Consider the following 14807-nt stretch of genomic DNA (forward strand, 5'->3'; position numbering starts at 1 on the left):
AACCGCTGATGGCGAAAGTGATCCTCGTCGACGACCTGCGGTCCTTCGTGGACGGCCGGGCGGCCGAGGTCGCCCGGACCAGCGCGGCGGGCGTCGAGGCGCTGCACCGGCACCGGCAGGCGCGGATCGACGAGCTGTGGCTGGATCACGACCTCGGCGGCGACGACACGATCTGGCCGGTGGTGGAGGTCCTGGAGATGGCGGCGTTCGAGGGCAGGCCGTTCGACATCGGGGTCGTCCTCGTCCACTCCGCCAACCCGCCGGGCGTGGCGAAGATGCTGCAGGCCCTGCGCCGGTGGGGGTACGAGGTCCGGTCCGCCACGGGATCACCCCAGGTCGCGTACCTCGGGGAGTGAGGACACGAGCGGGAAGGCGTACTCGAACTCGGGACCGGCCGACAGGGTCACCTCGACGCCGGTGCGCTTGAAGCCGGCCTTCTCGTAGAGCGCCTGGGCGCGGGCGTTGGACTCGTGCACGTAGAGGCGGACCCGGTCGACGGGCTGGGTCCGGGACCACTCGACCGCCGCGTCGAACAGCACCAGGGCCAGGCCGGTGCCGCGCGCCTCGGGGCGCACGAAGACGCCGACGACGTGCGTCTGGGCGAACGGCGCGGTCTGGCCGCAGAAGTCCTCGACGCCGGCGGGCTCGACCAGGACGGTGACCGAGCCGAGCCAGCGGCCCTCGGGAGACTCACCGATGAACTGGCGGACCGTCTCACCGAGTGCCGCGTCGGCCGCGCGGCCCTGCCAGAAGTCGTCCGGCTGGGCGACGGCCCGCTCGTACGTCTCCAGGAACGCGATCGGCGCGACCGGATCCTGCAGCGCGGCGAGCCGGAGCTCCTTCACCAGCGGCCACTCGGACGCCTGCACGGGCCTGACAGTGAACGACATCGCGCCATCCTCGCACCGCGGAATCAGCGCCGGCAGCCGAATTACGCGGGCGTGAAACGGACCGCCGAGGCGCGGGCGAACGTGGTGCCGGCGGTCAGCACGACCTTCCCCGAAGCACCCTGGACGAACGACCACGTGCCCAGCGTGTACCAGGAGCCGCCGACGCTGACCTGGTTCACCGTCAGCGAGGCCGTCCCGCCGCCGTGGGTGACCTGGTACGCGGCCGCGGTCGTGCTGCTGCTGCTCGCCGGCACCCACACCTCGACCCGGTACGTGCCGGCGGCCCGCAGCGTCGGCGCCCAGGTGGCGGTGGAGCCGGCGGTGTTGCTGTACCGGCTCGGGGTGCCGTCCACGCCGGGCAGGCTGCTCGCCAGCCAGGTGCCGGCCTCGCGGTAACGGACGTTGCCGGCGCAGTCGGCGGCCGTGTCGAGGGGCGTGACCGTCACCTGCCGCGGCCCCGGCGTGCCGGGCACGACGTAGCCGGCGGACGCGGCGCTGACGCCGCCCTCCCCGATGGCCGTGACCCGGTAGGCGACGCCGGCGACCGCGGACGCGGCCCCCACGACCAGCGACGCGGCCGAGGTGACGACCGTGGTGGGCAGCGATCCGCAGTCGGTGGCTGCGACGAGGTAGCCGGCGGCGCCGGGCACCGGGGACCACACGAGCGTCGTCACGCCCCCGCTGGTCGAGCTGCCGAGTCCGGTCGGCGTGGCCGGCGCACCCGCCGGTAGCACCGGGACCGTCCGGGTGGCCACGGTGACCGGATCCGACCAGCCACCGCTCGTACCGCAGCGGACGACGACACTCTGAGCGGTGTCGGCGACCAGGCCGGCGACGGTCAGCAGCTCCACCGCCGAGGACTCCACGACGCGCGTCACGGTCCGCCCGCCGCCGGTGGCGGTCACCTCGTAGCGCTCCGCGAACGGGTCGGGGGTGATCCGCACCGCGACCCGGTCGTCCGCGGCGAGCGCGCCGTGGGTCGCGAAGCCCCCGGACGGCGAGACGTATTCGCTCCACACGGTGTTGTCGCCTTTGACGCGTACTGCGGAGCCGCTGGTCACGATGCGGACCGAGCCCTTGAGCGTGGTGGTGAACGACGGGCCGCCCTGCACCTCCACCTGGTGGTCGGCCGCCCCGGGCGCGACGATGAAGCCGAGCACGAGCCCGCCGTCGACCGGGACCACGTCCTGGATCTTCGGCGGCAGCGCGAGGGTGCCGCCGGGCGTGACGGTCACCGGCGCCGACGCGGCCGACGTGCCGGCGCCGTTGAACGCGACCACCCGCACCTGCGCCGCGACCCCGTTGGCCAGCGTCACGTCGGCGAACCCGTTGATGGTGTCGGCGCTGGTGGCGCCGGTCGAGGCGAGCACCCGGTAGCCGTCGGCGTTGGCGACCCGGTCGAAGACGACGCGGACGGCGCCATTCGCGGCCTGCACGGAGCTGATGGTCGGCGCTGCCGGCACCCGGACGTCCAATGTGGACACGGCGACCTCGTGGCCGGAGGGCGCGAGCAGCGTCAGCCGCTGCCGGACGGCGGTGCCGGGGTCGGTCCACCGGACGGCCCGCTGCAGCGTGGGGCTGCCGGGCGCGATGTCGGGCAGCGGTAGCAGCCGCCCGTCGATCACCGTGCCGGCCGCGTCGGTGACCTGCCACGCGAGCCGGTGCCCTCGCAGGATCCGGGCGGGCCCATCCTTGACGGACAGCGACAACATGGTCAGGCCGCCGGAAGACAGAAGACCAAGCCCCACAAGGGCGTTCGTCGCCTGCAACTGTGCGTAGGCCCGCTTCCGCTGGCCCCACACGTTCTGGATCCCCCAGCCGCGCACCTGGTCCGGGGACGAGCCGCCGTAGCCGCTGCGGTAGTCGTTGAACGTCCAGTGCGAGCTGCCCACCACCCACGGCCGGGACGGATAAGCGAGGGCCGCCGCGTCGCTGGTCGTGCGGAAGTCGACGTCCTCGCGGCTGGTGGGGAACGTGAAGCTGTCCGAGCTGTACTCCGATACGAAGATCGGCTTGTCGGGGTAGAGGCCGTGCACGTGGTCGACGTTGCCGGCGAAGTCGCCGTACATGTTGAGGCACGCGAAGTCCGTGTACTGCAACGCCTCCGCGCCGGGCGTGGCGGCGCCCGCGTAGGTGTTGCTGACGTACGTGCACAGGCGGGTGCTGTCCAATGTGGACTTAATGTGGGCGATCATCTCGCGGACGAACGTCATGCCCTCCGCGCTGGTGCCGCGGATCTCGTTCGCCACCGACCAGGCGATGACCGACGGGTGGTTGTAGTCGCGGCGGATCATGTCGCGCAGCTCGGCGCGGGTGACCTCGTCGGCGGGGTCGAGGTTGGCGCCGGTGCCCCAGACGGGGATCTCCTCGATGAGCAGCATGCCGATCTCGTCGGCGTAGTCGAGCAATTCCGGCGTCTGCGGCACGTGGTGGATGCGCATCAGGCCGGCCCCGGCCGCCTTCATCCGGTCGAGGTCGCGCCGCACCAGGTAGGTCGGCTCGGTCGCGCCGGCGACCCGGTCGTCGCCGACCCGGTTGTAGCCGTTGAGCCGGACCGGTTCGCCGTTGAGCAGCAGCGCAGTGCCGCGGATCTCGACCTTGCGGAAGCCGAAGCGGTCCGACTTCACGTGCAGCGCGGTCGCACCGTCCAGGACGGTGGTTTCGCAGGTGTACAGGCCGGGCCGGTCCAACCCCCACAGCGCGTACCCACCGGATGGGACACTGCTGTCCAGCCTCGCCTCGGCGGTGCCCCGAGCGGGCACGGTGATCGTCGTCGCTGGGGTGCCCCACGGGAACGCGCTCCGCACGGTGACGGTCTTCGCGGTCACGCCGGCGTTGGACACCGTCACCCAGTTGACGACCGCCCCCGTGCCGGTCGTCAGGTCCGGGGTGGCGATGACGTGCTGCCGCTCGATCCGCACGGCGGCGTCGACGGTGAGCGACACCGACCTGCTGATCCCGCCCCACGGCCACCAGGCGCCGATGCTGTACGTGTTGCTCGCCGCCACCACGACGGTGTTGGTAGCGGCGAGCCGGCTCGTGACGTCGAACTCGAACGGCGTGTAGCCGCCGGAGTGTTCGCCGAGGTAGGCGCCGTTGAACCAGACCCTGGCCCGGTGGTAGACGGCCTCGAACCGCAGCCGGACGACCTGCCCGGCGCTGATGGCGGGCGACGCGACGGTGCGCCGGTGCCAGCCCCAGCCGCGGTAGCCGGCCCACGCGTCGTGGACGTCCCAGTTGCCGGGGATGCGCAGCGTCGCCCAGCCGGAGTCGTCGAAGCCGGGCGTGGCCCAGCCGGACGCCTCGCCGGTGCCGCCGGGGTCGGTCGCGAAGCGCCAGTCCCCGTCGAGCGGGACCACGGCCGAGCCGGCGGCCTGCGCCGGACTGTTCAGGACAACGGGAAGGACAACGGGCAGGAAGGCTCCGGCGGTGCCGGCACCGATGAGTTTGAGGACGTCGCGCCGATGCGGGGTCACACGGGCCTCCGAAGATGGGAGCTGCCTGCCGGAATCGGCTGCTGGCGGATCCGATTCGGGAAGCGGCTTGCAGTAGACGCGAAGCTAATGCACTCTCAGCAAGCCGTCAACCACTGGACGGCCCAGACCGCGAACAGTGCTCCTTCGATGGGCCGGCGCCGCCAGGCGGCCGCCGCCACGGTCGCGACGGCGAGCAGCTGCAGGGTGAGCCACGCGAGGGGCTGGCCGAGGACGATCGGGCCGGCCACCTTGCCCGCGACGGCAAGCAGGAAGAACAGGTAGGCGAGGGTGCCGGCGACGGTGGCCGCGGCGAGTCCGGCCGGCAGCCACGCCCTGTGCCTGACCACGCCCGCGACCAGCGCGCCCAGCAGGAGCGCCGCGGTCACCAGCCTCGCCCAGGTCGTGTCCCACCAGCCGCGTGGCGCGCTGTCGACGATCGCCGCCTCCGCCGGGAGTGCGACGCCCGGCGCTTCGACGGCCGGGTCGGCGATCCAGGCGGCCTCGAAGTCCCCGTAGCCGGCCGGGAGGAGCGGCAGCCGGTCGAAGCCGTCGTCCTCGGTGCGGTGCAGGACGTGGTTGGTGCCGGCGACGACCCGGACCGTGTGGTGCGGGTTGCCGCCGCGGTCGAGCGCCCCGCCGATGAGCCGGCTGCTGAGCGACGGCACGGCGTCGCGGTCGAGCTCGCCCCACTGCAGGAGGACCGGCTGGCGGACCCGCTCCCAGTGCGGCACCGGGTCGAAGCCGGCCTCGGCGAAGAGCCCGAGGTCGATCGTCGCGCGGACCACGCTGGTCTGCATCAGCCGGGGCAGCGGGCCGCGGACGCCGGCGTGGCGCAGGTACTGCCCGTACGCCCACGCCGTCTCCTCCGCCGGTGTCGTGCCGACCGCGCCGACGGTGATGACGAACGTGACGTCGGTCGAGCGGTTCGCGGCGATCGGGGCGACGAACGCGCCCTCCGACAGCCCCCACAGGCCGGTCTTCCGGAGATCGACATCCGGCCGGGCGCGCAGCAGGCGGAGCCCGGCGAGCGCGTCGTCGGCCAGCACCGAGTAGTCGCGGTGCATCAGGGAGTACCCGGTGCTGCGCTTGTCGTAGGTGAGCGTCACGATGCCGTGCCGTGCGTACGCCTCGGCCTCCGCCCGCAGGTAGCCGCGGCCCCGGCTGCCGGCGCCCTCCAGCAGCACGATGGCCGGTTTCCTGGCATCCCCTCCGGTGGGCGCGAGCACGGTGCCGTGCAGCGTGACGCCGCCGTTGCCGGTGAACGTCACCTCGGTCGCCGTCAATCCCTCGGGTGCGGCTTGTGCCGGCGTTCCCACGGTCAGGGGCGCCGCCACCAGCACCGCCGCCGCGATCGCCATCATGATCCTTCGCATGCCGCTCAGCCTGGCCGTCGCGGGCAGGCAGGCCCAGGGCGGCGACACCCCTGTGCATTCAGGTGTCCGCACCCTGTCCGGCCCGCCCCGGCGCCGCCTACCGTCGGAGCCGTGAACCGCTTTCGTGATCGATTGGCCGAGCTGCTCCGGCTCGCGGTGGGCGCGGCCGTCGGACTGCCGGCCCCGGTGCTGCTGGTTTCGTTTGCGGCGTCGGTACCGGCGAGCCTCGCCGCCGGAGCGGGAGTGCTCCTGTTCGCGGCCGCGCTGTGGGCCTGCCGCAAGCTGGCCGGCGTGCAGCGCCGGGCCGCGGCGGTGCCAGCCCCGTACGCGCCGCTCACCGGCGGGCCGCTGGCGCGGCTGCGGACCGTGGTGCGCGACCCGGCGACGTGGCGGGACCTGCTGTGGCTGCCGTGCCAGTTCGTGGCCGGCGTCGGCGGCTTCGTCGTCGCCGTCGCGCTGTGGCTCGCCGCCGTCCAGTGCGTGACCGCCCCCGCGCTGCGCGCCCTGCTGCCGTCGCCGACGGGCTACGACCCGGCGGTGCTGGAGTGGACCGGCCGCTCGGGACCGCTGACCTGGATCCTGGTGCCGGTCGGCGCCGGCCTCACGGTCGTCGCGGTGTGGCTGCCGCGCCACCTGGTCCGGGCCCAGGCCGCGCTGGCCCGGGCGCTGCTCGCGCCCACGTCTGCGGCCCGGCTGGCGGCCCGCGTCGACCGGCTCACCACGACCCGGGCGGCCGCCGTCGACGCGTCCGCCGCCGAGCTGCGCCGCATCGAACGCGACCTGCACGACGGCGCCCAGGCGCGGCTGGTCCTGCTCGCCATGCACCTCGGCGTCGCGTCGGACGTCATCGACGACGACCCGGCGGTGGCGAAGGCCCTGCTGGCCGAGGCGCGGACCGGCGCCGGCGCCGCGCTCACCGAGCTGCGCGGCCTGGTCCGCGGCATTCACCCGCCCGTCCTCGCCGACCGCGGCCTGGCCGCCGCCGTGCACGCGCTCGTGCTGGGCAGCGCGGTCACCGTACAACTGGATCTGCGGCTGGCGCGGCGGCTGGCGGCACCCGTCGAGGCCGCCGCCTACTTCGCCACCGCCGAGGCGCTGGGCAACGCGATCCGGCACAGCGGCGCCGGCGAGATCCGGATCGCGCTCGTGGACGCGGGCGACGCGGTGCACATCACGGTGCGCGACAACGGCGTCGGCGGCGCCGACCCGTCCCGGGGCACCGGCCTGCTCGGCATCCAGCGCCGCCTCTCCGCGTTCGACGGCACCCTGCACGTCACCAGCCCATCGGGTGGCCCGACCGTGCTGGAGATGTCACTGCCGTGCGAGGCTTGACCGTGCGCATCTTGATCGTCGAGGACCAGGTGCTGCTGCGGGACGGGCTGACCCGGATGCTGACCGCGTACGGGTTCGACGTCACCGCCACCGACCCCGACGGCGCCGGTCTCGCCGACCGGATCGTCGCCGCCGCCCCGGACGTCGCGGTGGTGGACGTCCGCCTGCCGCCGACCTTCACCGACGAGGGGCTGCGCGCCGCCGTCGCCGCCCGCCGCGCGGTGCCCGGCCTGCCGGTGCTCGTCCTGTCCCAGTACGTCGAGCGCCTCTACGCCCGTGACCTCCTCGCCGACCGGTCCGGTGCCGTCGGCTACCTGCTGAAGGACCGGGTCGCCGAGGTCCGCGAGTTCGTCGACGCCGTCCGCCGCGTCGCCGCCGGCGGCACGGTCATGGACCCGGAGGTCGTCGCGCAGCTGATCCACCAGCCGTCCGCGCTCGACGGCCTCACCGGCCGCGAGGCCGAGGTCCTCCGTCTCATGGCCGAAGGCCACTCCAACGCCGCCATCGCCGCCCGTCTCGTCATCACGGAGAAGTCGGTCAACAACCTGATCAACTCGCTCTTCGCGAAGCTCGGCCTCCCCCCGTCCGGCGACCACCACCGCCGCGTCCTGGCCGTCCTGAGCTACCTCGACCACCGCTGACCCGTCTTGAGCAGGCTGCATAATGCTCGGCATGGTGAAGTTCCGGGGTGCGACGCCGAACGATGTGCCGGCGCTGGTGGAGTTGGTGCAGCGCGCGTACCGCGGGGACAGCAGCCGCGAAGGGTGGACGACCGAGGCGGACCTCCTCGAAGGCCAGCGAGCCGACCCGGAGATGGTCGCGGAGGCGATCGCCACCGGCTTCGTCCTGGTGGCGGAGGACGAGCGGGGCGTCGTCGGGTGCTGCCAACTGGAGCGGCGCGACGGGTACGTCTACTTCGGCATGTTCGCCGTCGACCCCCGGCAGCAGGGCAACGGGCTCGGCCGGGCGGTCCTCGAGGAGGCCGAGCGGCGGTCCCGGGACGAGTGGGGCGCCGGCGAGCTGCGGATGACGGTGATCGTCCAGCGGGACGACCTCATCGCCTGGTACGAGCGGCGCGGCTTCGCCAGGACCGGCGAGCTGTCGCCGTTCCCGTACGGCGACGAGCGCTTCGGCCGCCCGCTGCGCGACGACCTGCGGTTCGAGACCCTGACGAAGAAGCTGGGCTGAGCGCCGCGGCGCCGGCCCAGCGCCAAGCGGCTAGGTCAGGCGGATCCCGCGGCCGAGGTACGCCTCGGCGATCAGGGTCGTCCACTGGTAGACGGCGTCCTCGTTGGGGGCGAGCGGCCCCGGGACGAAGTGCGGGGAGGCCAGCCCGCGCTGGACGGACTCGCACGCGGCCCAGTCCTGCCGGTTCGTCAGGTCCCAGAAGTCGACGGCGTACGCCGTCTCGGTGAACCCCTCCGGGAAGAACCAGCTGCACTCGATCGTCGTCAGCCCCGGCTCGACAGGCGTCAGCCGGTGCGTCATCACGTAGTCCGGATGCGCCGACACCAGCAGATTGGGGAAGAGCCCCACGTACAGCACCGTGCGGCGCGGCGCGTCGGGGATGAAGTGCCCGGGCCCGCTCCCGTCGAACGACATCGTGGTCGCGTGCGGCCGCAGGTCCATCGAGCCCCCGACCCACGCCCCCGGCAAGGCCCAGTTGTCGCCCGACGTGGGCGGCGACACCTTGCACAGCTCGGGGTGGATCAGCGGGCAGTGGTAGCACTCGTGATAGTTGTCGATCATCACCTTCCAGTTGGCGGCCACCCGGTATTCGTGCCTGGCTCCCAGTTGGAGTTCGCCCATCCCGTACGGACGCAGCAACCGCTCCAGGTCCCCCAGGTGCTCGCCGAACGGCTCCGCGCGGGCGCCCGCGTTGACGAACAGCCACCCCTCCCACTCGGCGGCGGGCAGCTCGATCAGCCCGAGCTCGCCGGCGTCGACCGCCCCCATCCCGGGCGCGGTCGCGAGTTTCCCGTCGAGCCGGAACGCCCACCCGTGATACGGGCACACGGCCGACGGCCGCCCGTTCGACGCCCCGTCCGGCAGCAGCTCGTGCGCCCGGTGCCGGCACACGTTGGCGAACGCGCGGACGGCCCCGGCCGGGAAGGTCAGCAGCACCCCGACGTCGCCGACGGTGACCGCCCGCTGCGTGCACCCTTCCCGCAGCTCGTCGACGCGCCCCACGCACGTCCACGCGTCCGCGAACAGGTGCCGCCGCTCCCAAGCCAGCACCGCGGGGTCGGTGTACGCCGCCGCGGGCAACATCCGCGACGACCCGAACGGCAACAACGCGGCCTCAACGGCCCCCCGCTCCACCGGCGCTTCCATCCCTCCATCATGACCCGCCCACGGCGATCCGGGAACGGCACTACGCGCCGCCGTGACAGGTGGCGAATCGCCACCCTCCCACCTGGCTCGATCGTGTCGGAGACGTGGCGGCGCGTTGCTACAGTCGTGCGCTCGACGAGGACTGGAGGGCAGCCGGGATGCGGGGGTTTCGCGGCGACCTGGCCCAGTTGCTCAAGGCGCGCTTCCCCGTGCTCTACATCGAGTCGTACGAGGAGCAGCGGGTCCTCGCCGAGGTGACCGCGGTGGCGCGGGACGCGTCGCTGCTGCGCACGCCCCGCCCGGTGTGGACGTGGTCGGCGACGCAGGGGCTGGTCCAGCCGGACGGTGTGCCGCACCGGGGCACGACCGAGCCCGAGGCCGCGCTCGACGTGGTCCTGCGCGGCCGCGAACCGGGCGTATTCCTCTTCAAGGACCTGCACGCGGCGCTCGGCGGTGGTGACCGGCCGGCGAACCCCGTGGTGGTGCGGCGGGTCCGTGACGTGGCGGCGGCGTTCCGCTCCGGGCAGGTGCCGCGGGTCCTGGTGATCGTGTCACCGGTACTGCGGATCCCTGTCGAGCTGGAGAAGGACATCACGGTCGTCGACTTCCCGCTGCCGGGCGAGGCCGAGATCAGGGCGCTGCTGGACAGCATGATCGCCAGCAACGCGGCGGGCGGGCGGATCCGGATCGGGTTAAGCGACGTGGACCGGGAGCGGTTCGCCAAGGCCGCCGCCGGCCTGACGCTGCACGAGGCGGAGAACGCGTTCGCCCGCGCGATGGTCAGCGACGGCGTCCTCGACGTCCATGACCTCGCCGTCGTGCACGACGAGAAGCGGCAGGCCGTCAGCCGGTCCGGGGTGCTGGAGTACGCGGAGGGCGGCGCGGAGCTCGCGGACGTCGGCGGGCTGGAGAACCTGAAGCGGTGGCTCGCGAAACGGGACGGCTCCTGGCTGGCCGCCGCCGCGCAGTACGGGCTGCCGGCGCCCCGCGGCGTGCTGATCACCGGCGTGCCGGGCTGCGGCAAGTCGCTGACGGCGAAGGCGGTCGCGGCGGCGTGGGGGCTGCCGCTGCTGCGGCTGGACGTCGGCCGGGTGTTCGCCGGGATCGTCGGGTCCAGCGAGCAGAACATGCGCACGGCGCTGCGCACCGCGGAGGCGACCGCGCCGTGCGTGCTGTGGGTCGACGAGATCGAGAAGGGCTTCGCGGCCGGCGTCGGCGACGGCGGCACGACGCCGCGGGTCTTCGGCACGTTCCTCACCTGGATGCAGGAGAAGACGAAGCCGGTCTTCGTCATCGCCACCGCCAACGACATCGAGCGGCTGCCGGCGGAACTGCTACGCAAGGGGCGCTTCGACGAGATCTTCTTTGTGGACCTGCCGACCCGCACCGAGCGGGCCTCGATCTGGCGGGTGCACCTGGGCAAGCGGCTGCGGCACAAGGCCGTCGCCGGCGAGCTGAGCGTGGACGAGCGCGTCGTGGCCGAGCTGTGCGACTTCAGCGCCGGGTACTCGGGCGCGGAGATCGAGCAGGCGGTCGTGTCCGGCCTGTTCGACGCGTTCGCCGAACGCCGGCCGCTGCGCCAGGACGACCTGATCCGCGCGACGGTGAACATGGTGCCGTTGACCGTCACCCAGGCCGAGCGGGTCGCCGCGATCCGGGCGTGGGCCGAGACGCGGGCGGTGGCCGCGACCGCGGCCGAGGACTGGGACCTGGGCGCACCGCCGCCGGGCATGGGTTCCGCGACGTCGACAGGAGGTGCCGGATGAGTGTGTCGCTGATCCTGGTGCCGCTGGCCGTGGCCGCCGTGAGCGCCGCGCACGGCCTGCGGTCCGGGCGGGACGAGCAGCAGCAGGCGGTCTGCCAGGTGCAGACCCGGATGCGGGACGCGTCGCTGCTGGCCGCCGCGCTGCGCGGGACGCAGGCGGAGGTCACCGAGACCGGCGAGGAGATCGTCGCCAGGTGGAAGGGCACGCAGGCCCGCTTCACCCGCGGCGAGGACGAGATCTGGGCCGCGCACTTCACCGGCGACGTCGACGAGGCGCGCGCCGTGGACATCGTCCGCGCGATCGACGCCGGTTACGGCCTGCAGGTCCAGCGGGCGGTGCTGGAGCGGCTGCGGGAACGGGCGCCCGCGGCGGGGCTGCGCCTGGAGTCCGAGAGCGTCGCCGCCGACAGCAGCGTCAAGCTCGTCTTCGCCGTGGAAGGGAAGTCGTCGTGACGTCCACGCCGCGCATCGTCGTCACCGTCGGCAGCGACGGGCAGATCAGCGCCGAGACCGAGGGGCTGCTCGGCGGCGAGTGCCTCGACTACATCGCGGTGCTGGAGGACCTGCTCGCCGCCCGCACCGTGCAGAGCGCCTACACCGCCGACTACGCCCGGGTCCGCGTCGACGAGCCCGTCCTCGAGGTGCAGCGGGATGTCGATCGTGCCTGACGCGTTCCGGCCGTACACGCCGCAGTACGGACCGAACCCAGCGGCGAAGCTGAGCTGGCGGATCCTGCAGAGCTGGTGGCTGCTGCTGCCGATCCTCGGCTCCAGCTGCATCGGTAGCGCCGGGTTCCTCTACGTCGGGTTGCGCGCCAGACGGCCGGCCTGGTGGATCGCCGGGATCGTGTACATGGTGCTCAGCTGGGTCAGCTTCCTGCTCGTCGGCGCTTCCCCGCAAGGGCAGCCCTCCGCCGTCGCCAACTGGGCCATAGGGGTGTGGCTGGCGCTCTGGTTCGCCGGCGTGGTGCACGCCTGCCTGCTCAACTCGGCGTGGTTGCAGTGGCGGGCGGGCTACGTCCCCTGGTACGCCGAGCCGTCCGCCCCGCCGCCGACCTGGCAGCAGCCAGCGCCCGCAGCCAACTTCACCGTGCCGCCCGCCTACTCCAACCCGGCGCCACCCGCGTTCCCCGGCCCAGCGGCCACCGCTGTCAACCCCGGCTCACCGGCGCCCGCCTTCAACCCCGGCCCACCGGTCGCCGCCTTCGGTCAAGGCCTTCCCGCCGCCTTCGGCCAAGGGCCGCAGGCCGCCCCGTTCGGTCAAGGGCCGCCCGCCGTCCCGCTCGACAAGGGCGCCTTCAGCCAAGGCCCGCCCGCTGCCGGCTTCGATCAGGGGGCGCCGGCCGTCGTGGACGTGAACACCGTCTCCGCGGCGGACCTGGCCCGGCTGCCTGGGTTCGACCTGGACCGGGTGCGCCGGACCGTCGCCGAGCGCGGGCGGCGCGCCGGGTTCGCGAGCGTGGAGGAGTTCGCGTCCGCCGCCGGCCTGGCGCCGCACGAGTTCGCCCCGCTGCGGGACCGGCTGACCTGCACGCCGCCGACGACGCACTGGCAGCGGCCGCCGGAGGGCCGGGTGCTGGATGTCTGAGCTGCCGCTCGTACCGGCGACGAACACGGATCCCGACAACGTCGCCGTCGCGAGGTTCCTCGCCGCCACCACCGCGGAAGGCCCCGGCGAGCGGACCGCGGTCTGGGTGCAAGGTTGCACCATCCGCTGCCAGGGCTGCTTCAACCCGCACCTGTGGGCCTTCCGCGGCGGCGCCATGACCCCTGTGGAAGCGTTGGCGGCTCGTGTACTGGCGGCGAACACCACCGGGGTGACCTTCCTCGGTGGCGAGCCGTTCGACCAGGCCGCCGCGCTCGCCAAGGCCGCCGCGGCGGTCCAGGCGGCGGGGCGGTCGGTGATGACGTTCACCGGGTACACCACCGGCCAGCTCCACGAAGCCGAAGCAGCCGGCAGGTCTGACGTCGCCGCCCTGCTCGCCGCGACGGACCTGCTGGTGGCGGGCCCGTACGTCGCCGGCAAGGTCGACACCGCCCGCCCCTGGGCGGGCTCGACCAACCAGGAGTTCGTGCTGTTGAGCGACCGCTTCCCGCACCTGCTGGACGACCTCACCACGACCCCCGACCGGGTGGAGGTCACGGTCGGCGCCGACGGGCGGGTCGCGGTGAACGGCTGGGCGGAGCTCGACGCGCTCGACACCCTCCTCGCCGGCCTCGGGCAACGGCGGCGTGGAGAATCGGAGCCGTGCACGACCTGAGACACGATCCGCACGGCGACGCGCTGCACTGGGTGGACGGGGCGCGGCTGCTGCGGTGGGAGCCCGGCGGCGAGCCGGTCGACGTGACCCCACCGGGCGTGAGCGTCGGCGGCGGGGCGCACGTGTACGGCGGTGGCGACTTCGTGGTCGCGCCGGACGCGGTCTGGTGCGCCACGCCGGACGGCCTGTTCCGGGACTCGACGCTGGTCGCGGAGGGGGCGTTCGGCGACCTCGCCCTCGGCGACGGTGAGCTCCTCGCCGTCCGGGAGGACTCGGCCGGCGACGCGCTCGTGGCGGTCCCGCTCGACGGGGGTTCGTTGCGGGTCCTGGCCGAGGCCGCGGGCTTCTTCGGGGCGCCGCGACCGGCGGGCGGCATGCTCGCCTGGACGTGGTGGAGCGCGAAGGACATGCCGTGGGACGCGTGCGAGGTGTGGGTCGCCGGCTACGAGCCCGGCGGCGACATCGGCGACCCGATGCGCGTCGCGGGGGGCGGCGACGAGGCGGCGACCGAGCCACGCTGGGGCCCCGACGGGATGCTGTACTTCATGTCCGACCGGACCGGCTGGTGGAACCTGTACCGCCACGACGGCACGGCCATCGCCCCGATGCCCACCGACTGCGCGGCGCCGCCGTGGGAGCTGGGCAACGCGTCGTACTGCTTCCTCGACGACGGCCGGATCGCCATGCTCGTGCGCGAGGGCCCCACCCACCGCCTGCTGCTCGACGGCTCGGCTGTCCCCCTCCCGTACACCATGATCAACCCCTCCTTGACGGCATGGGGCTCTTCGGTGGCCCTGGTCGGCTCCGCGCCGGGCCTCGGACAGCAGCTCGCGATCGTGGACCCGGCCGGCTCTGTTCGCAGGGTCGTCGCGTCCGCTTCGGTCCCCGCCCCTTCGCGGTTTCCTGTACCGGTCGACGGCGACCGGTTGCTGGTGGCGCTGGTGTACGGCGCAGCCGGCGGCCCCACCGTCGTGCGCGTGCCCGCGGGCCCGCCAGATCTCGACCAGGTGCGGCGCTTCAACGACCACGGCTTCACGGTCGTCGACATCGAGGACTTCGCCGACGCCGCCGACTGCCGCACGGTTGCCGCACACCTGATCGACTCCGGCCTCGCGACACAGGTCTTCATCCACGGCGAGGGCATCGGCGGGCCGACGGCCCTGGAGGCGGCGGGCGGCCCGTTCACCGCCGCGGCCGTCACCCCACCCGCCCCAGCGCCGCGTTTCCTCCGCCCTCTGGCTCGCCCGCCCGTCGACGCCGGCGCCCCAGTGCACCTCATCGGCGACGACTTCTCCGAAACGATCCGGTTCTTCGAACTCCATCGGGCTCGTTGACACTCCACGCGCGTTGACAGATAGCTTCGTGAAAGCGAAGCTA

Annotated in this window: 14 protein-coding genes; 10 read left to right on the forward strand and 4 right to left on the reverse strand. The window is 73.6% G+C overall.

Annotated elements, in window-relative coordinates:
• Positions 1-8 precede the first annotated feature (8 nt).
• Positions 9-356, forward strand: coding sequence for a cyclic-phosphate processing receiver domain-containing protein (locus ABD332_RS56540; protein ID WP_425552462.1), 348 nt, complete (start codon positions 9-11; stop codon positions 354-356).
• Here ABD332_RS56540 and ABD332_RS56545 read toward each other — a convergent pair.
• From ABD332_RS56545 to ABD332_RS56555, 3 genes are all read right to left on the reverse strand, one after another.
• Complete coding sequence (locus ABD332_RS56545; protein WP_344514854.1) at positions 327-890, reverse strand: GNAT family N-acetyltransferase; 564 nt, start codon at positions 888-890, stop codon at positions 327-329. The two genes, ABD332_RS56540 and ABD332_RS56545, sit on opposite strands and share 30 nt — an antisense overlap.
• A 41-nt stretch (positions 891-931) precedes the next feature.
• Positions 932-4366: a glycoside hydrolase family 2 TIM barrel-domain containing protein gene (locus ABD332_RS56550; RefSeq protein WP_344514856.1), complete on the reverse strand. Its 3435-nt coding sequence runs from the start codon at positions 4364-4366 to the stop codon at positions 932-934.
• 95 nt (positions 4367-4461) lie between these two features.
• Positions 4462-5739, reverse strand: a complete 1278-nt coding sequence (locus tag ABD332_RS56555; protein WP_344514858.1) for an alpha/beta hydrolase family protein — start codon at positions 5737-5739, stop codon at positions 4462-4464.
• A 111-nt stretch (positions 5740-5850) separates the two neighbouring features.
• Here ABD332_RS56555 and ABD332_RS56560 point away from each other — a divergent pair, with 111 nt between their 5' ends.
• From ABD332_RS56560 to ABD332_RS56570, 3 genes are read left to right on the forward strand one after another with little or no spacing between them, the layout of a single operon-like run.
• Complete coding sequence (locus ABD332_RS56560; RefSeq protein WP_344514860.1) at positions 5851-7071, forward strand: sensor histidine kinase; 1221 nt, start codon at positions 5851-5853, stop codon at positions 7069-7071.
• Between the two features lie 2 nt (positions 7072-7073).
• Positions 7074-7712, forward strand: coding sequence for a response regulator (locus tag ABD332_RS56565; RefSeq protein WP_344514948.1), 639 nt, complete (start codon positions 7074-7076; stop codon positions 7710-7712).
• 31 nt (positions 7713-7743) lie between these two features.
• Positions 7744-8259: a GNAT family N-acetyltransferase gene (locus ABD332_RS56570; protein ID WP_344514862.1), complete on the forward strand. Its 516-nt coding sequence runs from the start codon at positions 7744-7746 to the stop codon at positions 8257-8259.
• Between the two features lie 30 nt (positions 8260-8289).
• On the opposite strand, the gene ABD332_RS56575 is transcribed toward ABD332_RS56570, so the two are convergent.
• Entirely contained in the window at positions 8290-9405 is a 1116-nt protein-coding gene (locus ABD332_RS56575; protein WP_344514864.1) for an aromatic ring-hydroxylating oxygenase subunit alpha, read from the reverse strand.
• Between the two features lie 158 nt (positions 9406-9563).
• On the opposite strand from ABD332_RS56575, the gene ABD332_RS56580 reads away from it, so the two are divergent.
• From ABD332_RS56580 to ABD332_RS56605, 6 genes are read left to right on the forward strand one after another with little or no spacing between them, the layout of a single operon-like run.
• Positions 9564-11171, forward strand: a complete 1608-nt coding sequence (locus ABD332_RS56580) for an AAA family ATPase (protein WP_344514866.1) — start codon at positions 9564-9566, stop codon at positions 11169-11171.
• Complete coding sequence (locus ABD332_RS56585; protein ID WP_344514868.1) at positions 11168-11623, forward strand: hypothetical protein; 456 nt, start codon at positions 11168-11170, stop codon at positions 11621-11623. The genes ABD332_RS56580 and ABD332_RS56585 overlap by 4 nt, the downstream gene beginning before the upstream one ends.
• Positions 11620-11838: a DUF2997 domain-containing protein gene (locus ABD332_RS56590; protein ID WP_344514870.1), complete on the forward strand. Its 219-nt coding sequence runs from the start codon at positions 11620-11622 to the stop codon at positions 11836-11838. Before ABD332_RS56585 ends, ABD332_RS56590 begins: the two co-directional genes overlap by 4 nt.
• On the forward strand, positions 11822-12757 hold the full coding sequence (locus ABD332_RS56595; RefSeq protein ID WP_344514872.1) for a ComEA family DNA-binding protein: 936 nt from the start codon (positions 11822-11824) through the stop codon (positions 12755-12757). Before ABD332_RS56590 ends, ABD332_RS56595 begins: the two co-directional genes overlap by 17 nt.
• Positions 12750-13430, forward strand: coding sequence for a 4Fe-4S cluster-binding domain-containing protein (locus ABD332_RS56600; RefSeq protein WP_344514874.1), 681 nt, complete (start codon positions 12750-12752; stop codon positions 13428-13430). Before ABD332_RS56595 ends, ABD332_RS56600 begins: the two co-directional genes overlap by 8 nt.
• Positions 13418-14764: a TolB family protein gene (locus tag ABD332_RS56605; RefSeq protein WP_344514876.1), complete on the forward strand. Its 1347-nt coding sequence runs from the start codon at positions 13418-13420 to the stop codon at positions 14762-14764. The genes ABD332_RS56600 and ABD332_RS56605 overlap by 13 nt, the downstream gene beginning before the upstream one ends.
• The last annotated feature ends 43 nt before the right edge of the window (positions 14765-14807 follow it).

The organism is Dactylosporangium maewongense, assembly GCF_039531485.1.
In the GTDB taxonomy this organism is placed as follows: Bacteria; Actinomycetota; Actinomycetes; order Mycobacteriales; family Micromonosporaceae; genus Dactylosporangium; species Dactylosporangium maewongense.

Bases quoted from the DNA above. Each gene is read 5' to 3' on its own strand.
- ABD332_RS56540 (WP_425552462.1), top strand. From the start codon at position 9: ATGGCGAAAGTGATCCTCGTCGACGACCTGCGGTCCTTCGTGGACGGC.
- ABD332_RS56545 (WP_344514854.1), bottom strand. From the start codon at position 890: ATGTCGTTCACTGTCAGGCCCGTGCAGGCGTCCGAGTGGCCGCTGGTG.
- ABD332_RS56555 (WP_344514858.1), bottom strand. From the start codon at position 5,739: ATGCGAAGGATCATGATGGCGATCGCGGCGGCGGTGCTGGTGGCGGCG.
- ABD332_RS56570 (WP_344514862.1), top strand. From the start codon at position 7,744: ATGGTGAAGTTCCGGGGTGCGACGCCGAACGATGTGCCGGCGCTGGTG.
- ABD332_RS56575 (WP_344514864.1), bottom strand. From the start codon at position 9,405: ATGGAAGCGCCGGTGGAGCGGGGGGCCGTTGAGGCCGCGTTGTTGCCG.
- ABD332_RS56580 (WP_344514866.1), top strand. From the start codon at position 9,564: ATGCGGGGGTTTCGCGGCGACCTGGCCCAGTTGCTCAAGGCGCGCTTC.
- ABD332_RS56585 (WP_344514868.1), top strand. From the start codon at position 11,168: ATGAGTGTGTCGCTGATCCTGGTGCCGCTGGCCGTGGCCGCCGTGAGC.
- ABD332_RS56595 (WP_344514872.1), top strand. From the start codon at position 11,822: ATGTCGATCGTGCCTGACGCGTTCCGGCCGTACACGCCGCAGTACGGA.
- ABD332_RS56600 (WP_344514874.1), top strand. From the start codon at position 12,750: ATGTCTGAGCTGCCGCTCGTACCGGCGACGAACACGGATCCCGACAAC.